Here is a 22428-nt window from a genome sequence, read left to right on the forward strand (position 1 = left end):
CTATCGCCGGGTTTTCACCCGTCGCAGCACAGTGCGAGGTCCCCAGTTGAGCATCCGAAATCTCGACGCCCTCCTCCGGCCGCAGAGCGTGGCCCTGATCGGTGCGAGCAATCGCCCGGGTTCGATCGGCGAGGTCGCAGCACGCAACCTGTTCCGCAGCGGCTTCCCGGGCCTCATCATGCCGGTCAATCCGAAGCACCGCTCAATCGCCGGCGTCCTGGCCTATCCCGATATTGCGTCGCTGCCGGAAACGCCGGACCTCGCCGTTATCTGCACCCCGCCGGACACGGTGCCGGAGATCATTGCCGAGCTGGGCGCGCGCGGCACGCGGGCGGCCGTCATCGTCACGGCCGGCTTCGGCGAAGGCGGACACGAAGCAGGCCTGGCCCGCCGCCAGGCCGTGCTGGATGCCGCACGGCCGCACCTGATGCGCATTGTCGGTCCCAACTGCCTGGGCGTCGTGGCGCCACCGGCCGGGCTCAATGCCAGCTTCTGTCATCTGATGCCCGGCTCGGGAGGGCTGGCTTTCGCCACCCAGTCCGGCGCCATCGTGACCTCGGTGGTAGACTGGGCGGCGGCGCGCGATATCGGCTTTTCCCATCTCGTCTCGCTGGGCGACATGATCGATGTCGATTTCGGCGACATGCTGGACTATCTCGGTCGAGATCCCGGCACCAATGCGATCCTGCTATATGTCGAGGCCATCACCTCTGCGCGCAAGTTCATGTCGGCCGCGCGGGCGGCAGCCCGCATGAAACCGGTGATCGTGGTGAAGGCGGGACGGCACGCCGAAGGCGCCGCCGCCGCCGCTTCACACACCGGAGCCCTGGCAGGCGAGGATGCGGTCTATGATGCTGTCTTCCGCCGGGCCGGCCTGTTGCGGGTCTATTCCCTGGAAGACCTGTTCCACGCAGCCAGCATCCTCGCCTCGCGGCAACGCCCGGCCGGCGACCGGCTGGCGATCCTGTCCAATGGCGGCGGGATCGGCGTGTTGGCAACCGACGCACTCATCGACGAGGGCGGCTCGCTCGCCCCTCTGGACGCGGCCACCCGCCAAAGGCTCGATGGCGTTCTGCCGCCGACCTGGTCGCATGGCAACCCGGTCGACATCATCGGTGATGCCGACGGTCCGCGTTATGCGGCAGCGCTGGAAGCACTGCTGGAAAGCGACAGCAATGACGCCGTCCTCGTGCTCAACTGTCCCACCGGCGTAACGTCCTCGCTGGCGGCCGCTGAATCCGTGATCGATACGGTCACCCGTGCCGCGCCGGACAAGCCGGTGCTGACCAGCTGGGTTGGCGAGAAGACTGCCTGTGCGGCTCGAACGCGCTTCGCAGCGTCCCGCCTGACCGATTTCGCCACGCCGGAAGAAGCGGTGAAGGCTTTCATGTTTCTGGTCGAAGACCAGCGCGCCCGCGAGGCCCTGATGGAAACGCCGCCCGCACAGCCCGGCGACATCCGGCCTGACCGGGACGGCGCCGCGGCCATCCTATCAACCGCGATCCGTGAAGGCCGGGAATGGCTCAGCGAACCTGAAGCGAAGTCCGTGATGGACGCCTATGGCATCCCGGTCTCGCCAACGGCAGTCGCCCGGACGCCCGCCGACGCGGCAGCCCGCGCCGAGGAATTCGCCACCCCGGTCGCCCTGAAAATCCTGTCGCGGGAGATCACGCACAAATCCGATGTCGGCGGCGTGGCCCTGAACCTGACCGGTGCTGACGCCGTCGCGGCAGCCGCGCAAACCATGCTTGACCGTGTTGCCAGGCATCGCCCGGGAGCCCGTATCGACGGCTTCACCGTCCAGCCCATGATCGAACGGCCGGGTGCCCACGAACTCATTCTTGGCTTCAAGGAAGACGCCCAGTTCGGCCCCGTCGTGCTATTCGGCCAGGGTGGCGTTTCCGTGGAGGTCGTCGCAGACCGGGCGATCGGCCTGCCGCCGCTGAACATGAAACTGGCCCGCGAACTGATCGGCCGCACGCGGGTTGCGCGCCTGCTGCGCGGATATCGCGACCGGCCCGCCGCCGATCTCGACAGCATCGCCATCAGCCTGATCCGTATCGCCCAGCTGGCCGCCGACCATCCGCAGATTGTCGAACTCGATATCAATCCGCTGTTGGCGGACGCCGCCGGCGTGATTGCCCTGGACGCCCGGATCCGTGTTGCGGACCGAGCAGGCAGCGGGCTGGACCGGCTGGCCATCCGGCCCTACCCGGCTGAGCTGGAAACGCCCGTGGACCTCGAGGGCATCGGCCCTGCCATGCTGCGCCCGGTGCGGCCGGAGGACGAGCCGGCCTTCCACGGCGCCTTTGCACGGCTGGCCGAGGAGGAGACCCAGCTGCGCCTGTTCGGTCCCGTGGCCATATCCGGTCATGCCGCGGCGGCGCGCTTCACACAAATCGACTATGACCGGGAAATGAGCCTTGTCCTTGCCGAGCCGGGGCCGGCCGGGAAAGCAGCACTCTATGGCATCGTGCGCATGAGCGCGGATCCGGACGGCGAACGCGCCGAATTCACCCTGATCGTTCGGCCCGACAAGGCAGGTGCCGGTATCGGCACCTGCCTGATGACACATCTGATTGCCTGCGCTCGCAACCGCGGAATCGGCGAACTGTTCGGACTGGTTCCCGCCAGCAATGCCGCCATGCTCACTCTGGCGCAAAACCTCGGATTCCACGCGGAACCCGTGGCCGATCACCGGGGTTTGACGCGGCTCTTCCTGCGTCTGAGGCAGACATGATCGCGCCTAGTGTGCCAGCATTACGGGGCATTCGGCCTCGTGCAGAAGACGGCGCGTGAATCCGCCCAGCACGCTCTGCTGCAACCGGCCGTGAGAATAGGCACCCATCACGACCAGTTCCGGCTCGTCGGCATCAATCACTTTCATCATCACGTCTTCGGCGCGTTCAAACAGGCTCCGCTCAACCTGCCGGGGTTCGGCGGCGATGCCATGCAGACGCAGATAGGCCGCCGCGGCCTCGGCCGAGAGCTGGTCCTTTTCCGTCTCGCCGATAGACAACAGCGTGACGGAGCGTGCGGCGGCCAGCAGCGGCCGCGCCGCCAGCAGGGCCCGCGCGGCCTCCAGCCCGCCATTCCAAGCGACGACAATGGTGGCGGGAACGTGTTTGATTGGCGTTTCACGACCGAATACGAGAAGCGGCCGCGCCGATCCGAACAACACGGATTCCATGAGGCCGTACTCATCACGCCGGTCAACCGCGTCGGGCCTCACCATGACCGTGAGGTCGCAAAGGCGGGCCCGCTCACCGAGTCCGTAAACGCTGCCCGACTCGAACTCGGTCCAGGACGCCGTCGGTGCCCGCTCCGGCCGGACTTCGCCCGGCTCGACCACATCCAGCTTGTGAGCCTTGCACAGACCTTCAAAGCGCGTCTTTAGTTCCCGCGCCGCCGATGCAACCGCTTCGGACAAGGCGTCGTAATTGCTTTGCAGATAGGGAACGGCAACCGGATAATACATCCCGCCGGGCAGCTCGACGCGGGGCCGGGCATGGACCACGTCGAGATGTGCCCCGAAATGCCGGGCCAGAACCAGAGCGTTGCTGAAGCCGGTCTCGCAGGTCCCGGCGTCGATAAAGGGTATGGTGATCTTGCGGATGTCCATCGTCCCACTCCTTGAAACGCGAGCAGAGTGGAGCCGGCCGCCAGCCGCGGCATTGACGCGGATCAATAATGACGGAAAAGCCCTTCATGCAGGCAGGCCGACGATGGAAGGCGTGTTGACGGGGCTGGCCTCGGGGCGTCCAGATTCGCGCACCTCGTCTTGAGGGTTCGCACCGGCCCTCCTTTTCGGACGGGCGGTGGTGTCGGGCAAAACCGGAGCGGGCTCGAAAGCCTGAATTCGGGCCTGCTTCAGGTGGCAAGCTGACGCCATTCGGACGGGCGGCGGAGCGATATTCCTTGAAATCGGATCGTGAATAGAGATGACGTTCAAGCTTGAAGTGATCATGGTTGGATGACTGGACGGCGGCGAATTTCTGCAGGCTTCGAACTGACCCGAACCGCATCATGATTTTATCCCTATATTGCAATGGTTTATGCGATTTTTCGACCCGGTCATTCTGCCACTTCCTGGTCTCCTGACAGTCACCATTGGTCATCCGGACAGGATGTCCGCATGCCAGCTGGCTGGCCGATTCTTCTGACAGCTCCCCCTGGCCGGTTCAGCGCTTTGCGCTTTGACGATTGAACGTATACGAGGTTGGTGGAGTGACCGGGGGGAAATCATGGGCGCTTACAATACGGTATTTGTCGAAACGGCTGTTTTGGCTGGGCTCTGCATGGTGGCTGTCGTGATTTGCCGCGGCAAGGTCGACTGGGGCTGGTTGCTGGGCGCGCTTGTGCTTTTTGCGGCCCACAAGGCGACCGTTTTCCTCGGCGTGGTCGGGTTGGCGCCCGATCTGATTCCCGGTCGCTACAACTGGGAAGGCAAGGCTCTGGGCGTACTGATGCTGCTGATTGCCGGCTATGTCATTTTCCGTGGTGACATGAAGGCTTGGGGTTTCACCCTGTCTCAGAACGGGCCTGCGCCGGTCGCGGGCATCAGTGTTGCGGTGCTCACCGCAGGCGCGACCGCCGCGTTCATGTATTTATACTTCCCCGGGGTCAAAACCGAGCCGTTGGCTGACTGGACTTACCAGCTGACCATGCCCAGCCTTGACGAGGAACTCATCGATCGCGGCATCCTGCTCGTCATGCTGGAGCGGGCCTTCCACAAGGCCTTCCCCAAAGGATGGCTCGCCATTGGTCTCGCCGCCGTGATCACCACACTCATGTTCTACGCCGGCCACGCAATGAGCGTCGGGGCCGACTGGTCCATCACCATTGTATGGCTTGATATTGTCTCTCTGATCACCGGTGCGCTTTATGTTTTCGTCCGCATCGCCACCGGTAGCGTGCTGCTCCCGGTTCTATTGCACAGCTGGTTCAACACGGCTGGGTATCTCTTGTGAGGTGGCATGATGGGGTGGACGGGCAGTGTCAGGGCGTTACAGCTCGATAATCTGAGAGGGCCCCGGCAAGCGGACTTCATCAGGGCCAGCGGTCACAAGCACCGCGTCAACAGGCCGGACACATGACCGCACCCCCCCTATGATCAAAAATCACTCAAATCAGACCTTGCAGAACAGGGGCCGTCCACACATGACACTGCCAGTGCGACGCTTGGCGCCGAGCCGGCCCTGCCGCCAGTCCCACCGGGCTATTGCGTCGACGAGACTGCGGCATCGAATGCACGATAGGGGTTGCGTGATGCTGTGAGGGCAGGCTGGGCGGTCGGCCCGATACCGGGCGGCCGCCCAGCTGGACTCAGAGCTCGCAAGCCATGTCTTCGCCTGCCTCGCCGGCGATGGTGACATCATCCACCCAGATCTCGAGGTCCGGCGCGCCATTGATCACCAGCGGGGCGGTGATCTGCGACAGGTCGGCGCCCGCCTCGGCAAAGCAGGACAGCGGCAGGACAGCCGATTGCCAGCCCTTGTTCTCGGCCCAACGGATGCCGGCCGTTGCGTCCAGCGTGCCGGAACATCCTTCGCCACAGGCCATGGCAAAGCTGACAGGGCCATCACCCCGCCGGGTGACCTGATAGGAGAACTGCAGCAGGCTGGCAGGATCCAGTGCGACCGCGTCCCCCACGACGCTGATGGAGGCATCGCCCGACCAGGTGATGCGACGGCTGTCATCCTGAACATCGCGGTCGTCCAGCGTCACGCTGACCTGGCCGTCCGGGCTGCTGGCATCCGGCCCGGCTACGATAGCGGAACCAGCGGCATCTGCCAGAACAAGCCGATAATCAGGGGCCGTGCGACCATTCTCGATCAGGGCCAGAGCGCCGACACCGACAAGATCCGCCAGCCCGCTGTCTTCCGACAGCACACCCACCGGCGCGCCGGGCTCGGCATAGCTCAGGCCGTAGCCATAAGCGAACAGCGGATCATAGCCGTCGTCATGCGGGTTGAGGACTGTCTGGTCGGCCCGTTGCGGCCACGAGTAGGACAAGCGTCCCCGGAAGTCATGCCGGGCGGCGCCATCGCTATCGCCGACGAGCACGTCAGCCACACCGCCGCCTTCCGAGCCGGGCAGCCAGGCGGCCACGAAGGCGTCAGCGGCATTCAGCTCGCGATTGACCCAGAGCGGACGGCCGGAAATGAATACCGCCACGGTCGGGATACCCTCTGACTGGTAGCGACGCAGCAGCGCCAGGCCGCTTTCATCCGGGAAGTTCACATAGTCCTGGTCACCCATGAACTCGGCATAGGGGTTCTCGCCGAACACCACCACGGCCACATCTGGGCGCTCGGTATAGCTGCCGTCGGCGCTGACAGTGACCTGACCGCCCGCCTCGGCCATCGCGTCGCGGAAGCCGTCGGCGATGGACTGGCCGCCGGGGAAGGCATCATTGCTGTGACCATCGCCCTGCCAGTTGATGGTCCAGCCGCCGGATTGCTTGCCGATATTGTCGGCGCCGTCCCCGGCGAGCAGGATGTTGGCAGAAGGGCTGAGCGGCAATAGAACGCCGTCATTCTTGAGCAGGACCAGCGAGCTGCGCACGGCCTCGCGGGCAATGGCGCGGTGATTATCGCTACCAATCAGATCGAAATTGCCGGCATTGGGCCGCTGCGACGGCGCCACACCGTCAAACATCCCGGCCCGCGCCTTAACCCGCAGGACGCGGGTCACCGCCTCGTCCAGGCGCTCCATCGGGATGGTGCCGTCATTCACCTGCGCGAGGAGATTGTCATAGAGGCCCCGCCAGCTGCCAGACGCCATGTACATATCGACACCGGCGATCAGCGCTTGCGGACAATTCTCCGGCGTGCAGCCGGCAATCTGGCCGTGACCTTCCCAGTCACCGATGACAAAGCCGTCAAAGCCCATCCGGTCGACCAGCACATCGGTGAGCATGGCGCCATTGCCGTGCATCTTGATGCCGTGCCAGGAGTTGAAGGACGCCATGACCGTCTGGACGCCGGCCGCGATGGCCGGCGGATAGCCAGCCGCATGGATATCCCGCATATCCGCTTCGCTGGCCCGGTTGTCGCCCTGGTCAATGCCGCGGTCCGTGCCGCCATCACCGACCCAGTGCTTGGCCGTGGCGACGATGTGATCGCCGGCCAGAAGGTCGTCCGTTCCGGCCACGCCCTGCAAACCTTCCACCATCGGACCGCTCAGGCGGGCCACAATCTCCGGCCGTTCGGAATAGCCTTCATAGGTCCGGCCCCAAGTGTCGTTCTGCACGACGGCCAGTGTCGGCGCGAACGTCCAGTCCTGCCCGGTTGCCCGGATCTCGAGCGCCGTCGCTTCACCGATCCGGCGAATGAGGTCAGGGTCATTGGCCGCGCCCAGCCCTATATTGTGCGGGAAGAGGGTTGCCCCGACGATGTTGGAGTGGCCGTGCACCGCATCCGTGCCCCAGATAATCGGAATACCGGCACCGCCATCCGACGTGTCCGTGGTGGCATAGAAGTAGTCGTCAGCTAGTTGGAGCCAGGCCTCCGGCGGCGCGAGATTATCATTGCCCGGACCGGAATTGCCACCGTTCAGGATCGAGCCGAGATGGTATTGCGCCGCCAGTTCAGGCGTCACGGTTGAGATATCGGCCTGCAGCACCTGGCCGACCTTTTCCTCCACCGTCATGCGCGAGACCAGATCAGCCACAAAGGCCTCGATCTCCGCATCACGCGCCACACCCGAAACGCCTTCCGGCCAGTTGGCCGGGTCGACCACGAGCGTGTCGGTCCCGTTGGAAACCGTGATTGCCGTGCTCTCCGTGCTCGCGGTGTCAGGCGCCTCGTCCGGGGCGGGTGCCCCCGGCTGGCAGGCAGCCATCAAGAGAGCTGTTGCGGAGATGGTGAGCGTCAGCCCGGCCCGCGTAAAGGTCTTAGTGGTCATCTCGGTCTCCATTCCGGCAGGACGCCAGGGTTTCAGGATCAGACGGGCAGGCGAAGACGCGCACGAAGTCGACGCGCATCGCTCGGGGAAAGGAATGATCGGCGACACCGCCCAGATTTTCCGATTCTGGCCAGTTCCCGCCAATGGCAAGATTCAAAAGAAGGTGGAAAGGCTTATCGAACGGCGCAGCCGGTGTCGCCGCCTCCGACAGACCTTCGGTATACCAGTCCTCGGGTGTCTGGGTGGCATAGGCCTCACCATCGACAAACCAGGTGATCCCGGCCGGGGTCCACTCGATCGCATAGGTGTGAAAGGCCTGCGGGTCCTCGAGCGACAGCGAGGTACCGGAATAGGTGTTGTCCGGGGCCTGCCCGCCATAGTGAAGCGTGCCGAAGACACGATCCTCGACGCCGTCAGGACAAAGCGCGCAAGGCTCGCCGAGATTGACAGCCTCCATGATGTCGATCTCGCCTGAGGCAGCCCAGCCGCCATAGGTATTGTCTTCCGGCAGCATCCAGATTGCCGGCCAGCTGCCCTGGTGACCCGGTAGCTGGGCGCGAATCTCGAACCGTCCATAGCGCCAAGCCGCACGGTCGCGCGTTACAAGGCGCGCCGAGGTATAGTCGCGCGTTACGGGTGCCGCTTCACGGCCCCAATGCGGTGGGAAAGCGGCTCCGGTCTCGGTTTCACGCCGCCCCTCGATGACCAGCATGCCATCCTCGATGCGCGCATTTTCCGGGCGATCAGTATAGCACTGGCGCTCGTTGTTGCCGCCGCCCCAGCAATCGATATCGAAACCCCATTTTTCACGGTCAATGCGTGCGCCCTCGAACTCGTCTGACCAGACCAGCTGCCAGCCGTCCTGCGCCTCGGCGTCGGCGGACAGGATTATGACCAGGGATGCCAGGACAGGTCTCAGCAACATCAGACTACACGCGCGCAGGCGCCCTTCCGGGTGAGAGGCAAGCTATTTTAGAGCATGAGAGTGTCATCCGCCATACAGGCCAGAGGCGGCCAGCGGAAGCCTGAAGGGGGCAGGGCCAAAGCCCTGCCCCGATCAGTGTGCGAGGAACCACGCGGGTTCCAACCGCTTAGAATTCGTAGCGGACGCCGAATTCAAAGCGGCGGTCGTTGTCGAAGACCGAGCGGGCGTATGTCTGGCCAGCCGCATCGACCTCCTGGCGAGACGTCGCCTGGGTGTCGAGCAGGTTGGCAGCCTGGACCCGGAATTCGAGATTGTCCGTGACGCTCCAGCGGAAAGAGGCGTCAAGGAAGCCGATATCATCCTGGATGATCGGGTTGCCCGTGATGTAGTCGCGGTACGAGCTGTAGTATTCCGAACGCCAGTTGTAGGCGAGACGGAACTCGAAGCGATCATCCTGGTAGATACCGATCAGGTTGTAGGACGTGTCCGACAGGCCCAGCAGCTCGTTGACATTCCAACGATAGACCGAGAGGAAGCCTTCCACGCCATCGCCTTCGGTGTCGCGCACCGACGGCAGCGCCGTCGTCTCCGAGGACAGAAGGGTCAGGTTGGCCTGGACACCAAGATTCCCCAGCAGGCCCGGCCATTCCGTGAAGAATTGCTGGTAGGAGAATTCGACGCCTTCAACCGAGCCGTCATTCAGGTTGAGATTACCCGAATAGATGACCGGCACCGTGTAGCCGTCGAGCGTGACAGCATCGATGGTCTCATCGCCATAGACGATGATGTTCTTGAGATCCTTCTGGAAGAGGGACACCGCGAACAGGCCGTCGCTGCCGAAATAGTACTCGTATGACAGGTCAATGCTGGTCGACTCGACCGGGTCGAGGTTCGGATTGCCGCCATAGACACGCAGCGCGCCCAGGACGATATCCGAGATGACCGGCGGCGTGACCGTGTCGTCGACCACGAAACCCAGCTCGGCAATGGTGGCCTGGTTGGAGTTCAGCGCCGAGATGTCCGCCGGGGAGATCGACTGGCTGATCGCGAAGCGGACCAGCATTTCATCGTTCAAATCCCAGCGCAGATTGAAGGACGGCAGCAGGTATTCGTAGCTGGCGTCGATCATGTTGCTCTGGTTGGCCTGGTCGAGATAGGCGGCGGTTTCCGGAAGGAAATCGCGCGGCTGGGTCGGATCGGCCGGATTGTCCTCGGCCAGCTCGGCGAAGGAAGCAATGCCGCCGCCCGTGGTCTCGGTACGCACATAGCGCAGGCCGAAATTACCGCTCACAGACTGGCCGTTGGAGAACTCCTGGCCGTAATTGACCTGAGTGTAGAAATTGATCGTCTCTTCCTGAACCGAACCCTCGCTGCCGCGGGCAACATAATCGATCATGCCGTTCTGACGGAGCGGGACCCAGTCGCCGACCTGCAGGTTTCCGTCGCCATTGGCGCCGGAGTTGAGCAGCGGCTCGTTGGCCAGCGAGTTAACGAAAGCCTCGTAGTCTTCCATCTGGAAGCGGCTCGGGAACACAATTGAGTTTATGTCACCCACAAAGACTCCACCGCCAAGGAAGTCGGAGAAGTCGCCGACATCATAGGCATCCGCATCGGCGCGATTGGCGTAGGGCAGGTAGCCCGAGCCATCCCACGGCGGTGCAATCGCACCCCAGTTCAGGCCGGCATTGCGGTTGGTCTGCTCACGCTGGGAGTAGCGGGCACCGAACTCGATCGAGTCGAACCAGCCATCATCGTCGAGCTCGTACTGGGCATCGCCGCGCAGAGCATAGAGATCACCGGCGTTGTCCTCGAACTGGTCGGCCGCATACAGCAAGAAGGCATAGCGCGGATCGGCCAGATCACCGAGAACGCCCGGATCGGCGCCACGGAAGGTGCCGCCCCAATCAGCAAGACGCACCGTGTCCGACAGGAAGAGTTCGATTTCCGGATTTTCGGTGTCGGAGAAGTCGAAGCGATAGTCGGCGAAGTGGTTGCCACCGGCCCACAGGCGTTCCATGGACGCCTCTGCGTCGGTATAGTGACCGTCGAGCTCGACAAACAGGCGATCATTCACGCGCCATTTGAAGTTGGCGCTGAAGTCCTGGGTCATCGACTCATTGGTCTGCACGATCGCCAGCGACTGCAGCGGTGTCTGCAGATTGCCGGTCTGGCCGAGCCAGTCGCGCAGATTGTTCGAGACAACGCCGGACTCCATGAGGCCGCCATCGATGCCGATGAGGTTCTCACAGATGCCGATGCCGCCATTGGCCGCCTCGCCCGCACCGTTACAGCGCGAGATGCCCGTCGAGGTGAAGGGCACGATATTGCGCGTGCTCGCATCGCCCAGGAAGGACCAGGAAGCCCAGCTTTCAGCGTCGGTGAAGAATTCGATCGTGCGCTCATTCGTGCGGATCGTGTTCTCGACGCGCGTGGCCTTCAGAGTGAGTTCCATGTCGCCGTCATTCGACCGCCACTGACCTGCCAGGTAGTAGCTGTCGCGCTCGCGGCCGACTTCGGCATCACGGGCCTGCCAGCCGCCGGGCAGCGCCATCATCGTCGCGGGCGCATCCGGGTTCGGAACCGCAAGCAGCGGGCCATACTGGAAACCGTTGATCGAGGATTGCAGCTCGGAGGTCGAGAAGGAGCCGAGCAGGCCGAACTCGCCCGCACCATTCTCCCAGCGATCACCGAGGATCACGCTCAGCCCCGGACTCCACTCTTCAGCCTGGTCCGTGTAGATCGTGTCGGCGACGATAACGGCCACACGCTCATTGCGGTCGAACGGTTCGAGCGTACGCAGGTTGACCGTACCGGCGACCCCGCCCTCGACCATGCTCGCTGTCTGGTTCTTGAACACTTCGACGGCGCCGATCAGCTCCGGCGGGATGCTGGCCCATTCGAGGGCGCGGCCGCCATTGGCTGAGAATGCGTCGCGGCCGTTGAACTCGGAGCGGACGTATTGCAGGCCGCGCACGATGTTGCCGGAGCCCTCCGGAGACGGGAAGTCACCGTCGCTGCCACCCAGTTCGAAGCGCTGGGTCACAACACCCGGGATACGTGCCAGAGCTTCCGCGACCGAGAGGTCCGGCAGCTGAGACACGTCGGTCGCCGAGATCGAATCGACAAAGGTATCGGCCTCACGCTTGGTGTTCCGGGCCGTCATGAGGGCGCCGCGGACGCCTTCGACGACGATGACTTCGGACGTGGTGCCGTCGCTATCATCGGTGGTGGCTTCCTGGGCCAAGGCCGATTGCGCGCCGAAGGCGGCAACCAGAGCCGAGGTACCCAGCAAGGCATATTTGGACGACCGCCAATGGTCGGTTTTCTTGAAGTTTTTCAATGCATTCTCCCCTAGACACATCAGTCTGTTTTTTTGCCCGAACCAGCGTCGAAGCTTTGCTAAATGATAACGCTATCACAACCCGTCCAGAATGATAACGCTATCAGAACTGCTTTCCTTTTTGCAATAGCCCATCCATATTGTCTGGACGGTTTTGTTACGTCGAAGGACAAGACGTGGGTCATTTGTCAAAAATTTGTATTCTGGGTGGTGGCACGGCCGGATGGATGACAGCAGCCGCTCTCTCCAACAAATTCAAAAATTTAGACCTTGAAATCACACTCGTTGAGTCCGACCAGATCGGCACTGTTGGCGTCGGTGAGGCAACTTTGCCACATATCCGGTATTTCAATCAGGCGCTCGGAATCGACGAAGCGGATTTCATGCGGTCGACCGAGGCGACCTTCAAGCTGGGTATCGAGTTTTGCGACTGGGGGCAGCGCGGCGATCGCTACATCCATCCCTTCGGTGATTACGGCCAACCGATCGATGATCTCGACTTCCACCAGTTCTGGCTCAAACAGCGCCAGGCCGGGAACCCGCATCGCCTGAGTGAATATTCCTATCCGATTGTCGCAGCCGAGCAGGGACGCTTCCGGATTCCCGGCTCCGACACCACAGCCATCGGCTCGAATTTCGGCTACGCCTACCAGTTCGATTCCAGCCTCTACGCCGGATATCTGCGCAGATATGCCGAGCGTCTGGGTGTGACGCGGATCGAGGGCCGCGTCGTAGATGTCGCGCGCCACACCGAAACCGGGGATATAACAGCTATTGCGCTCGACAACGGCCAGTCCGTGGCGGCAGAGCTGTTCGTGGACTGCTCGGGCTTTCGCGGTGTCCTGATCGAGCAGGCTCTGGGCTCCGGCTATGATGACTGGAGCGAATGGTTGCCCTGCAACCGGGCTGTCGCCGTGCCTTGCGAGTCGCGCGGCACGCTTCTGCCCTACACGCGCGCCACTGCCCGCACAGCGGGCTGGCAATGGCGTATCCCGCTGCAACACCGCACCGGCAATGGTCACGTCTATTGGGACGCCTTCATCTCGGACGACGAAGCCGCTGATCAGCTGATGAGCACGCTCGACGGCCCGGCCCTGGCCGACCCCAAGCAGCTCTTCTTCAAGACCGGGCGACGCCGGAAGTTCTGGAACCGAAATGTCGTGAGCATCGGTCTGTCCGCCGGCTTCCTGGAGCCACTGGAGTCGACGTCCATCCATCTGATCCAGGAAGGCATCACCACGCTGATCGAACTCTTTCCTACCGGGCGCGTCGATTCGCGCGATGTCGATGAGTACAACGAGCGCATGGGCCTCAACTTCGAACGCGTGCGGGACTTCCTGCTGCTACACTATGTAGCCACCCAACGGGACGACAGCGAGATGTGGCGCTACTTCCGCAATATGACACTGCCCGACAGCTTACAGGAAAAAATCACGGCCTGGACAAGCCGCGGCTATGTGCTGCGGTATGAATTCGGCGTCTTCCTGCCGCCCAGCTGGGTTGCGGTCATGCTGGGCCAGAACCTGGTTCCGGCCGCTTATGATCCACGAATTGATCGTTTTGAGACGCCGGACCTCGATACCCGCCTCGAACGGATCCGGCAGGAGACGGCCAGCGCCGTGGCTGAAACACCGATGCAGGCGGACTTCCTGCAACGTCACGGGGCAGCCTCACAGTCTGACCCGCTGATGGCTGCCCGGGCCTGATACCGGCGACATGGGGCAGCGCATGACTTCCGAACCCGTTGGTATTGTCGTCCTTGGTGGCGGGCTGGCCGGCAACATGGTCACCCAGGCCCTTGCGACCCATCTGGGAACATCCGTCCGGATCACCCAGCTGGTGGATGGTCCGGGGCCGGTTGGCGATGTGCTCTATGGCAGCGCGACCGCTCCGGATGCCTACAACTTCCTGCGCCACCTCGGGCTCGACGAACCGACGCTGATCCTGAAGAGCCGCACGAGTTTCTCGTTCGGCACCCATTTCAGGACCTGGCCGGACACCGGTGGCTGGTTGCAGGCCCATCATGCCCCCCTGGCCCTGATCGACGGCATTCCGATGCGGCATGTCATCGCCCGGACCGGCACGCTCCTGGAACCACTCCTGATTTCCGCCCAAGCCGCCCTCGCCGGGCGTTTTGCCCACCCGCCAGCTGATCCGGCATCGCCGCTCTCGCACGCGGAGTATGGCTACCAGTTTGCGGTCGACGACTGGACCCGCCTGCTCGAGGCGGAGGTCGCCACCGGCACCGCCCGGCGTCTGACCGCAAGTGTCGAGGCCGTGGAAACCGGCGAGGACGGCATTATCGCCTTGCGCCTGGAAACCGGCGAGCGCCTAGCTGCCGATCTGATCATCGATGCCAGTGGCGTTTCGCGCACCGGGCTGTCGTCGCTCGGCGGTCAGTTCCGGACGGAACGCACAGTCGGCATCTATCCAACCGAAGCGACCTGCGATCGAACGGGCCCGCCTTGCCGTGTGATCGAGGCAAGCGAAAGGGGCTGGTCCGTGCGCGCCCACCTGCAGGACCACGACCGTATCCTGTCGATTGGCGCCCCCGAAACCGCGACGGGAACCGATTCCGGCTTCGTTGCCGCGCTGGGACGGGTCGAGAGGGCCTGGGTCGGAAACTGCGTGGCGATCGGGCACGCGGCCTGCGTGACGGAGCCCCTCACGCCTGCGCCGATGATGCTGCTCCAGCGCGATATCGAACGCCTGCTGGAATTGATCCCGGTCGGGCCAGACATGTCGGTCGAACGCCGCGAATTCAACCGACGCTTCGCAGCTGATGCCGACCATGCCGCCCTGTTCCAGCGCGCCCTCCTGGTCGGGAGGCGTGACGCTGGCGGCGCTTACTGGCAGGCGGCCGCGACACTCGATCGCCCCGAGAAACTGGACCGGAAGATCCGGCAGTTCTGCCATCGCGGTACCCTGGTCGCCTATGATCTGGAGCCGTTCAATGACGAGGACTGGACCATCCTCCATCTCGGCATGGGCCGCTGGCCGAAGCAGCATGACCGCCAGGTCGATCGGCTCACCGCTGCGACGGCCGATCGGGAACTGACCGTCATCCGCGATTCGGTCGCCCGCATGACTCAGCAGATGCCGCCACACGATATCTATCTCACCAAGCTCAAGCAGTACCTGGACAGGAAGCGCAATGCCTGACACGCCGCCCGCCAATCTTCGCCGGATCGTGATCGTCGGCGGCGGCTCGGCCGGCTGGATGACAGCCGCCGCCTTGTCGAGCCTGCTCCCGGCCGACGCGGTCGAGATATGCCTGGTGGAGTCCGAACAGATCGGCACGATCGGCGTCGGCGAGGCCACCATTCCCGACATTCTCCATTTCAATGCCATGCTGGGCATTCCGGAAGCCGAATTTCTCGCGGCCACCAACGGCACCTTCAAGCTGGGCATCCAGTTCCGGGACTGGGGCGGCCTGGGCGAGACCTACATGCATCCGTTCGGCCAGCTGGGCGTCGACATGAACGGTATCGACTTCCACCAGTACTGGCTGCGCTACCGGCAAGACCATCCCGACAGCACCATCGAGGATTTCAGCCTAAGTGCCGCTGCCGCGGCCCGGGGCAAGTTCGCGATGCCGGATCCCAATCCGCGCTCCGTGCTGTCGCAGCTTCGCTATGCCTATCATTTCGACGCGACGGCCTATGCGGCGTACTTGCGGAGCTATGCCGAGCGCCGTGGCGTGAGACGTGTCGAAGGCAGGGTGAACCAAGTCTGCCGGCACGCTGAGACTGGCAATGTCAGCCATATCGAGCTGGAGGGCGGCGCCCGGGTCGAGGGCGAGTTATACTTCGATTGCAGCGGTTTCCGGGGCCTTCTGATAGCCGATACGCTGGGCGTGTCCTTTCAGGACTGGTCGCACTGGCTGCCATGCGATACCGCCCAGGCGATCGCCTGCGAATCCGATGGCGAGCCCCTGCCCTACACCATAGCCACAGCGAAACGCGCCGGCTGGCAATGGCGAATTCCCACACGTCACCGAACCGGCAATGGCCACATCTATTGCAGTGCCTTCATGAGCGATGACGAGGCGATCGACAGCCTGCTGGCGGATCTGGATGGGGCCCCGATCGGGTCGCCGCGCAAGATCGCCTTCCGGACCGGACATCGCACCCGTTTCTGGGAGAAAAACTGCGTCGCGATCGGCCTCTCTGGCGGGTTTCTGGAACCGCTGGAATCAACCTCGCTCTATCTGATCCAGGAGGGCATCAGCAAGTTCATCGCGCTCTTCCCGACAGCCGACATTCGGGATGTCGTGCGCAATGAGTACAATCGCATCCTGACCCAGAAGTTCGAGCAGGTGCGGGACTTTATCATCCTGCACTACAAGGCGACCCGGCGCGATGACGCGCCCTTCTGGGACCAAACACGAATGATGGATATCCCGGACTCGCTCAGCCACCGGATCGAACTCTTCAGCGAGTCCGGTCGCATCTTCCGTTATGAAGACGAACTGTTCGCGAAGCCGAACTGGCTGGCCGTCCTGCTCGGGCAGAACATCCTGCCCCGTGCTGTGGACCCCATCGTGACCACCATTGACCGCAGCAAGATCACGCACAGTCTTCAATCCATGCGGACCGCAATGCGGGGCGCGGTCGAGACCATGAAATCACATCACGCATTCCTCGAGACATATGCGTGGTCCGGCAAGAACGCTTAGGGGAACGGGGCGAACGGCATGCAAGACCAGAACATCAAAGAGATCGTGATCGTCGGCGGCGGCACGGCGGGCTGGATGGCGGGAGCAGCCCTGTCCATACTGCTGAGAGACCCGTCCATCTCCATCCGGCTGATCGAGTCCGAGCAGATCGGCACGGTCGGGGTTGGAGAGGCGACGATTCCCCATATACGCTACTTCAACAAGCTCGTGGGACTGGAAGAAAGCGAATATCTGCGCCGCACGAATGCCACCTTCAAGCTTGGCATCGAGTTCGTGAACTGGGGGCAGATCGGCGACCGCTACATCCACCCGTTCAGCCCCTACGGCGTGAACATGGACGGGATCCATTTCCATCATTTCTGGCTGCGCCATATCCGCAAGGCGGGCACCGCGCCGATCGATGACTACAATCTGTGTGTTCTCGCCTCGAAGCTGAACAAATTCTCCCCGCCCCAGCCCAACCTGCGCGGCTCACCGCTGGCCACGATCGAGTATGCCTACCAGTTCGACGCCACCCTCTACGGCAAGTACATGCGCGAGGTTGCCGAAGGTCGCGGCGTGACCCGGATCGAGGGCAAGGTCGTGGACGTAACGCAGCGCGCGGCGGATGGCTTCATCGAGAGCGTGACCCTGGAGTCCGGCGAGACCGTGAAGGGTGACCTCTTCATCGACTGCACCGGCTTCCGCGGTCTTCTGATCGAGCAGACGCTGAAAACCGGTTATGATGACTGGTCGAACTATCTGCCGGTGGACCGCGCCGTCGCGCAGACCTGCGAGTCATCCGGGCCGCTTACGCCCTTCACGCGCTCGACCGCACACGCTTCGGGCTGGCAGTGGCGGATCCCGCTGCAGAACCGGCTTGGCAATGGCCATGTCTATTGCAGCTCCTACATCAGCGACGATGCCGCCTACGAGACTCTGAAGGCGGGTCTCGACGGCTCCCCGATTTCCGACCCGCGCTTCCTGCGCTTCACCACCGGCATTCGCAAAAAGCCCTGGAACAAGAATGTCGTGTCGCTGGGCCTGGCGAGTGGCTTCCTGGAACCGCTTGAGTCAACGTCGATCCACCTCATCCAGACCGCGATCGCGCGGCTGATGACCAACTTCCCCGACAAGCTCTTCAATGAGCGGGATATCGAATACTACAACCAGCGAACGCTCGCAGAGTTCGAGCAGGTGCGCGACTTCCTCATTCTGCACTATTGCGCGACCCAGCGGACGGACAGCGATTTCTGGAACTATGTTCGGACCATGGAGCTGCCGGAGTCCTTGCGCCAGCGGATCGACATCTACATGGAGAATGGCCGCCTCTACCGGCACGACAACGAGCTGTTCGGCGAGCACAGCTGGTTCGCGGTCTTTGAAGGCCAGAACTTGCGGCCCAAGCGCTATCACCCGGTCATCAACCATCTTTCAGATGACATGCTCGACAAGCGCATGGCCGAGATCCGGCGCGCCATGCACAAGTGCCTCGAACAGTTCGAGGACCATGAGCAGTACCTGAAAAAACAGCTCTAGCCAGCCGCCGAGCTTGCCGGCGTCCAGGCACCCTGGCGCGGCGGCGCGGCAGAGTCGCGAACGACAAGCCGATAGGGCAGGCGCGACCTCTCCGGCTCGTCGGATCCGCTGCCTTCGGTCCTGCCTACGAGACGTTCTAGCGTCTCGATCGCGGCATTGGCCATTTCCCGGATAGGCTGCCGGATGGTTGTCAGGGGCGGCCAGATGGTCGCGGCCGCCGCGGTATCGTCAAAGCCGACCACCGAGATATCGCCCGGCACATCAAGCCCGCACTGGTGAATGCGCGTGATCGCGCCAGCCGCCATGTCGTCATTGCTGGCGAAGATTGCGGTCGGCGCAGCCCCGTTGTCCAGAAGCGCCATGGCCGCATGCATGCCCGAGACATAGGTGAAGTCGCCCTGTCCGACCAGGCTGGCATCGAACGCCATGCCCCGTTCGGTCAGCGCCTGCTTGTAGCCGGTCAGACGCAGCTCACTAGCCCGGTGGTCAGGCGGCCCCATGATGAAGCCGACGCGCCGATGCCCCAGACCAAGCAGATAGTCGGTCATGTCACGTGCGGCATCGGTATCATTCATGCCCACACTGGCACCGACATAGGTGTTCAGGCGTGGGCTGACACAGACGTAGGCAATACCGGTGCGCTCGAGCACGTCAATCAGCTGGGGGTCATCCGACAGAGGCGGAACCACGATCAACGCCTGGATGCTGGTGTCGAGGAAACGCCGCTCGATCAGTTCGAGATCGACCATCTTGCGATCAAGGAACGGCTCCTCGACCACCAGATTGTGACCCAGGCGACGGCAGGTGCTCAAAGCCCCCAGGAGGAACTCGCTGAGATAACCATAGCTGGGGTTGCGGTAAATCAGGCCGATGAACAGGCCTGAGCGCCCCGCAAGGCCGCGGGCCATCAGGTTCGGGCGGTAATTGAGCGCCCGCATCGCCTCCAGGACGCGTCGACGCGTGGATTCCTTGACGATGTCCTGGTTGTTGAGCACGCGGGACACCGTCATCGGCGAGACAGACGCATAATCGGCGACATCTTTGATCGTGGGTGTCGGCTTTTTGGTCATTCAGTCCCTGCGCAGATTTTCCGCCGCCCCCGATCAGAATCAGGCCTGTCAATTATGACACCATAAGTCCGGCGTAGCCCCATTTTTATCGCCGGTCTCCGGCGTCCCGTCGGTTCACAGGGCTGGAGAGAAAAGCGCCCGGGACTGACCCGGGCGCTACACAGTCTGAGATCCACGCTTTGGAGAGAATTACCAGAAGCGGACATAGATCGCGATGAGCACCGCGATGATCGCCAGGCCGGCCAGATTGAAGACCGGCTCGGTCGCGAACTTGATTCCGGAGAGACCGACCGGGCGGTTCTCGGCCGGCTTCGCGGTCACCACCGACACGAACATGCCGATCACCAGACAGGCCAGGAAAACGATCCAGATACGCAGTACGAAGGGCAGGGCCAGGGCTTCGAGCCCGAACAGGCCGAGCACCTGCTCACCGGCTCCGCCAAGCGCGGCCGGATTGGCCATCAGCCAGAACAGGAAGGACAACACAACCGAGCTGATCAACAACGAAAACGCGCCCATCGTGTTGGTCCGCTTCCAGAAAAAGCCCAGCAGGAAGACCGCTACCACGCCCGGCGCCACGAAGCCGGTATACTCCTGGATTGTCTGGAAGGCGCTCTCCATGCCGCCCAAGAAGGGCTGCGCCAGGACCAGTGCGATAACCATGGCAGAAAACGCGGTGACGCGACCGACCGTGACATAGTGCTGCTCGGATTTGTCCGACCGCATGGAGCGGTAGAGATCCATGGTAAAGATGGTGGAGATCGAGTTCATCATCGAGGCCAGTGACGACACGATGGCCGCGATGAGCGCCGCGAAGACAAGGCCGCGCAGCCCCACCGGGACCAGCGTCATCAGCACGCCATAGGTGCTGTCGGGACGGGCATCGAGTGCTGCCTGGTCCAGCATGCCGGTCTGGGCGAGATGGAGGGCGGCAATACCCGGCACGACGACAATGACCGGAATGAGCAGTTTGAGGCTGGCCGCAAAGGCCAGGCCCTTGCGCGCCTCGGCAAGGCTCTTGGAGCCCAGCGCCCGCTGGATGATGTACTGGTTGAAGCCCCAGTAGGAGAAGTGCAGCACCCACAGGCCACCCAGCAGGGTCCAGATACCCGGGAGATCCGAATAGTTCGGATGCTCGGGATTGAGGATCATGTTGAAGTGACTGGGAATGTTGTTGAGCAGCGTGGAGAAGCCCGCCAGCGCGCCCGCACCATCACCCACCAGACCGAGTGCGATCCAGGTGATCAGCACGCCGCCGATGATCAGCACCACCACCTGGATGATGTCGGTCAGGGCAACGGCCTTCAGGCCGCCATACAGCGAGTAGCCCACGGCAAAGGCCGCCAGCAGGATCATGCCCGGAAGCACGGCCAAGCCGGTCACGGCATTGATGGCCAGGCCACCGAGCCACAGCACGCTGGTAAGGTTCACGGCCGTATAAAGGACGATCCAGAACACTGCCATGATCGACTTAACGCCACCGCCGAACCGCTGATCCAGGAATTGCGGCATCGTGTAGACGTTGCGCTCCAGGAAGATCGGCAGGAAGAATTTGGCAACGATGAGAAGCACGATGGCGGCCTGCCATTCATAGGCCGCGATCGCCAGGCCCACGACATAACCCTGGCCGGACTGGCCGATGATTTGCTCGGCCGAGATGTTTGCGGCAATCAGCGACGCACCGACCGCCCACCATGGCAGCGACTTGCCGGCCAGGAAGTAGTCGGTCGAATCCTTGGTGTGACCGGCTTTTTCGCGGCTCACCAGCAACGCTATCGCAATCAGGCCAAATGCATAGCCGAGCACGATCGCCAGATCGATCATTGAAAGTGTCATTCTCTCTCCCCCCGGGCGCGCTATCACTGGTCTGTCGCCAAGCGCCCTGAACGACCCGACACCGTTGCCGATGGTCGTGCCTCAAAAGAAATAGTAGCGCGCACAATTACCCTGCGCGATGCGTGTCTGCGATGGGCCCGTCGCGATCCGGTTCCGGTCTAGTCGGCGGATTCCACCCGATTGATGAAGATCGAACCGAACTGGATGGTCTGGCGGCCGTAGCCCATATTGGCCCCGAACACGACGTCATCGGCGTCAAAGTCGGCCTGAGCCACGCCCCGGACAGAGTAGTAGCGCCCCTCTTCGGTCGGTCGGATATTCTCGCTGAAGATATTGTCGTAGGGCTCGCTGGTGCGCACGATCTGCAGGTCAATATTGCCGGTCTCAAGCCCGTTGATCGGCGACTCCGCCCGGATCCATACTCGCAGTTCGACAGTGTCACCCGCATGAATGTCGTTGACGAGCGGAACCGTCACCCGCGACCGCCAGACCTCGTCGATGCGGCGTCGCATGCTGACTTCCAGGGCGGCTCCGCCCGGTGCCGTCGGCGACTCGACGATACGTCGGCGCAAGCCGCCGCCCTCCATGTCCCAGCGCACCGAAAACTGGTCATTCAGCGGCTCGAACACCGCGGTCGTGGAAACGCCGGCCAGGGCGCCGGTCGTCCCGATCAGCATAGCGGCCAGTCCGGCCACTGCGGCTTTCATGCCGAATTTTCTGGTTGCCACCATGGCTCGCCTCCCCGCGTGCAATGTTGATTGATAACGCTATCATTCTGCATCGGAGTCAGGCGCGACGCAAGACCGATCGCTAACCGGGTGAGCCCACGGACTCCCGATGGTGAACGGAGATTGGCGGGAGCAGGTCTCGAAATGCCCAGATCGCGCCAGCCGTCTTGAGGGCTGGCTCCAGTCTCCCTGCTTGGGATGTCGGTACTGTCAGACAGAACCAAGGTCGATGCAGAGTCTTCAGAAATTCGCCGCCCTTCATTCCTCCATCCACAATTACGTCAACGTCGAACGCCACTTTTGTCGCCGCGACGATTTAAAGGATAACCGCGCCCAGGCCCTGACCGATTGGCGCCAACTCGCGGTCTGAGGGAGCGGCAAAGAACGTCTTTCGAGACCAGTCCGGATTCGTCTGACAGCACCCC

13 protein-coding genes are annotated in these 22428 nt (G+C 62.9%); 6 read left to right on the forward strand and 7 right to left on the reverse strand.

The window, feature by feature from the left end; all coding sequences use genetic code 11:
- Positions 1-46: 46 nt before the first annotated feature.
- Entirely contained in the window at positions 47-2740 is a 2694-nt protein-coding gene (locus tag QZZ02_RS07890; RefSeq protein WP_291843515.1) for a bifunctional acetate--CoA ligase family protein/GNAT family N-acetyltransferase, read from the forward strand.
- Between the two features lie 6 nt (positions 2741-2746).
- Here the strand turns inward: QZZ02_RS07890 and QZZ02_RS07895 are convergent, their stop codons facing one another.
- Entirely contained in the window at positions 2747-3622 is an 876-nt protein-coding gene (locus QZZ02_RS07895) for a universal stress protein (RefSeq protein WP_291843516.1), read from the reverse strand.
- Positions 3623-4244: 622 nt separating this feature from the next.
- Between QZZ02_RS07895 and QZZ02_RS07900 the strand changes: the two genes are divergently transcribed.
- A complete protein-coding gene (locus tag QZZ02_RS07900) occupies positions 4245-4970 on the forward strand; it encodes a CPBP family glutamic-type intramembrane protease (RefSeq protein ID WP_291843517.1) in 726 nt (241 codons plus the stop codon).
- Between the two features lie 355 nt (positions 4971-5325).
- Here the strand turns inward: QZZ02_RS07900 and QZZ02_RS07905 are convergent, their stop codons facing one another.
- From QZZ02_RS07905 to QZZ02_RS07915, 3 genes are all read right to left on the reverse strand, one after another.
- Positions 5326-7908, reverse strand: coding sequence for a glycoside hydrolase family 3 protein (locus QZZ02_RS07905; protein WP_291843519.1), 2583 nt, complete (start codon positions 7906-7908; stop codon positions 5326-5328).
- Positions 7898-8833, reverse strand: a complete 936-nt coding sequence (locus QZZ02_RS07910; protein ID WP_291843520.1) for a glycoside hydrolase family 16 protein — start codon at positions 8831-8833, stop codon at positions 7898-7900. Before QZZ02_RS07910 ends, QZZ02_RS07905 begins: the two co-directional genes overlap by 11 nt.
- Before the next feature lie 166 nt (positions 8834-8999).
- Complete coding sequence (locus tag QZZ02_RS07915) at positions 9000-12173, reverse strand: TonB-dependent receptor (protein ID WP_291843521.1); 3174 nt, start codon at positions 12171-12173, stop codon at positions 9000-9002.
- Positions 12174-12349: 176 nt separating this feature from the next.
- On the opposite strand from QZZ02_RS07915, the gene QZZ02_RS07920 reads away from it, so the two are divergent.
- From QZZ02_RS07920 to QZZ02_RS07935, 4 genes are read left to right on the forward strand one after another with little or no spacing between them, the layout of a single operon-like run.
- Positions 12350-13879 (forward strand): tryptophan halogenase family protein, encoded by a 1530-nt coding sequence (locus QZZ02_RS07920; protein ID WP_291843522.1) that lies wholly within the window; start codon positions 12350-12352, stop codon positions 13877-13879.
- 22 nt (positions 13880-13901) lie between these two features.
- Positions 13902-15335, forward strand: coding sequence for a tryptophan 7-halogenase (locus QZZ02_RS07925; RefSeq protein ID WP_291843523.1), 1434 nt, complete (start codon positions 13902-13904; stop codon positions 15333-15335).
- Positions 15328-16851: a tryptophan halogenase family protein gene (locus QZZ02_RS07930; protein ID WP_291843524.1), complete on the forward strand. Its 1524-nt coding sequence runs from the start codon at positions 15328-15330 to the stop codon at positions 16849-16851. The genes QZZ02_RS07925 and QZZ02_RS07930 overlap by 8 nt, the downstream gene beginning before the upstream one ends.
- Before the next feature lie 18 nt (positions 16852-16869).
- Complete coding sequence (locus QZZ02_RS07935; protein ID WP_291843525.1) at positions 16870-18369, forward strand: tryptophan halogenase family protein; 1500 nt, start codon at positions 16870-16872, stop codon at positions 18367-18369.
- Here the strand turns inward: QZZ02_RS07935 and QZZ02_RS07940 are convergent.
- The 3 genes from QZZ02_RS07940 to QZZ02_RS07950 form a co-directional block, all read right to left on the reverse strand.
- Entirely contained in the window at positions 18366-19439 is a 1074-nt protein-coding gene (locus QZZ02_RS07940; protein WP_291843526.1) for a LacI family DNA-binding transcriptional regulator, read from the reverse strand. The two genes, QZZ02_RS07935 and QZZ02_RS07940, sit on opposite strands and share 4 nt — an antisense overlap.
- Positions 19440-19628: 189 nt before the next feature.
- Positions 19629-21275: a sodium/sugar symporter gene (locus QZZ02_RS07945; protein WP_291843528.1), complete on the reverse strand. Its 1647-nt coding sequence runs from the start codon at positions 21273-21275 to the stop codon at positions 19629-19631.
- A gap of 158 nt (positions 21276-21433) precedes the next feature.
- Complete coding sequence (locus QZZ02_RS07950) at positions 21434-22006, reverse strand: hypothetical protein (RefSeq protein ID WP_291843530.1); 573 nt, start codon at positions 22004-22006, stop codon at positions 21434-21436.
- Positions 22007-22428 lie beyond the last annotated feature (422 nt).

It is taken from the genome of Maricaulis sp., assembly GCF_015665295.1.
In the GTDB taxonomy this organism is placed as follows: Bacteria; Pseudomonadota; Alphaproteobacteria; order Caulobacterales; family Maricaulaceae; genus Maricaulis.

Bases quoted from the DNA above. Each gene is read 5' to 3' on its own strand.
- QZZ02_RS07895 (WP_291843516.1), bottom strand. From the start codon at position 3,622: ATGGACATCCGCAAGATCACCATACCCTTTATCGACGCCGGGACCTGC.
- QZZ02_RS07940 (WP_291843526.1), bottom strand. From the start codon at position 19,439: ATGACCAAAAAGCCGACACCCACGATCAAAGATGTCGCCGATTATGCG.
- QZZ02_RS07945 (WP_291843528.1), bottom strand. From the start codon at position 21,275: ATGACACTTTCAATGATCGATCTGGCGATCGTGCTCGGCTATGCATTT.
- QZZ02_RS07910 (WP_291843520.1), bottom strand. From the start codon at position 8,833: ATGTTGCTGAGACCTGTCCTGGCATCCCTGGTCATAATCCTGTCCGCC.
- QZZ02_RS07930 (WP_291843524.1), top strand. From the start codon at position 15,328: ATGCCTGACACGCCGCCCGCCAATCTTCGCCGGATCGTGATCGTCGGC.
- QZZ02_RS07950 (WP_291843530.1), bottom strand. From the start codon at position 22,006: ATGGTGGCAACCAGAAAATTCGGCATGAAAGCCGCAGTGGCCGGACTG.
- QZZ02_RS07900 (WP_291843517.1), top strand. From the start codon at position 4,245: ATGGGCGCTTACAATACGGTATTTGTCGAAACGGCTGTTTTGGCTGGG.
- QZZ02_RS07935 (WP_291843525.1), top strand. From the start codon at position 16,870: ATGCAAGACCAGAACATCAAAGAGATCGTGATCGTCGGCGGCGGCACG.
- QZZ02_RS07905 (WP_291843519.1), bottom strand. From the start codon at position 7,908: ATGACCACTAAGACCTTTACGCGGGCCGGGCTGACGCTCACCATCTCC.
- QZZ02_RS07925 (WP_291843523.1), top strand. From the start codon at position 13,902: ATGACTTCCGAACCCGTTGGTATTGTCGTCCTTGGTGGCGGGCTGGCC.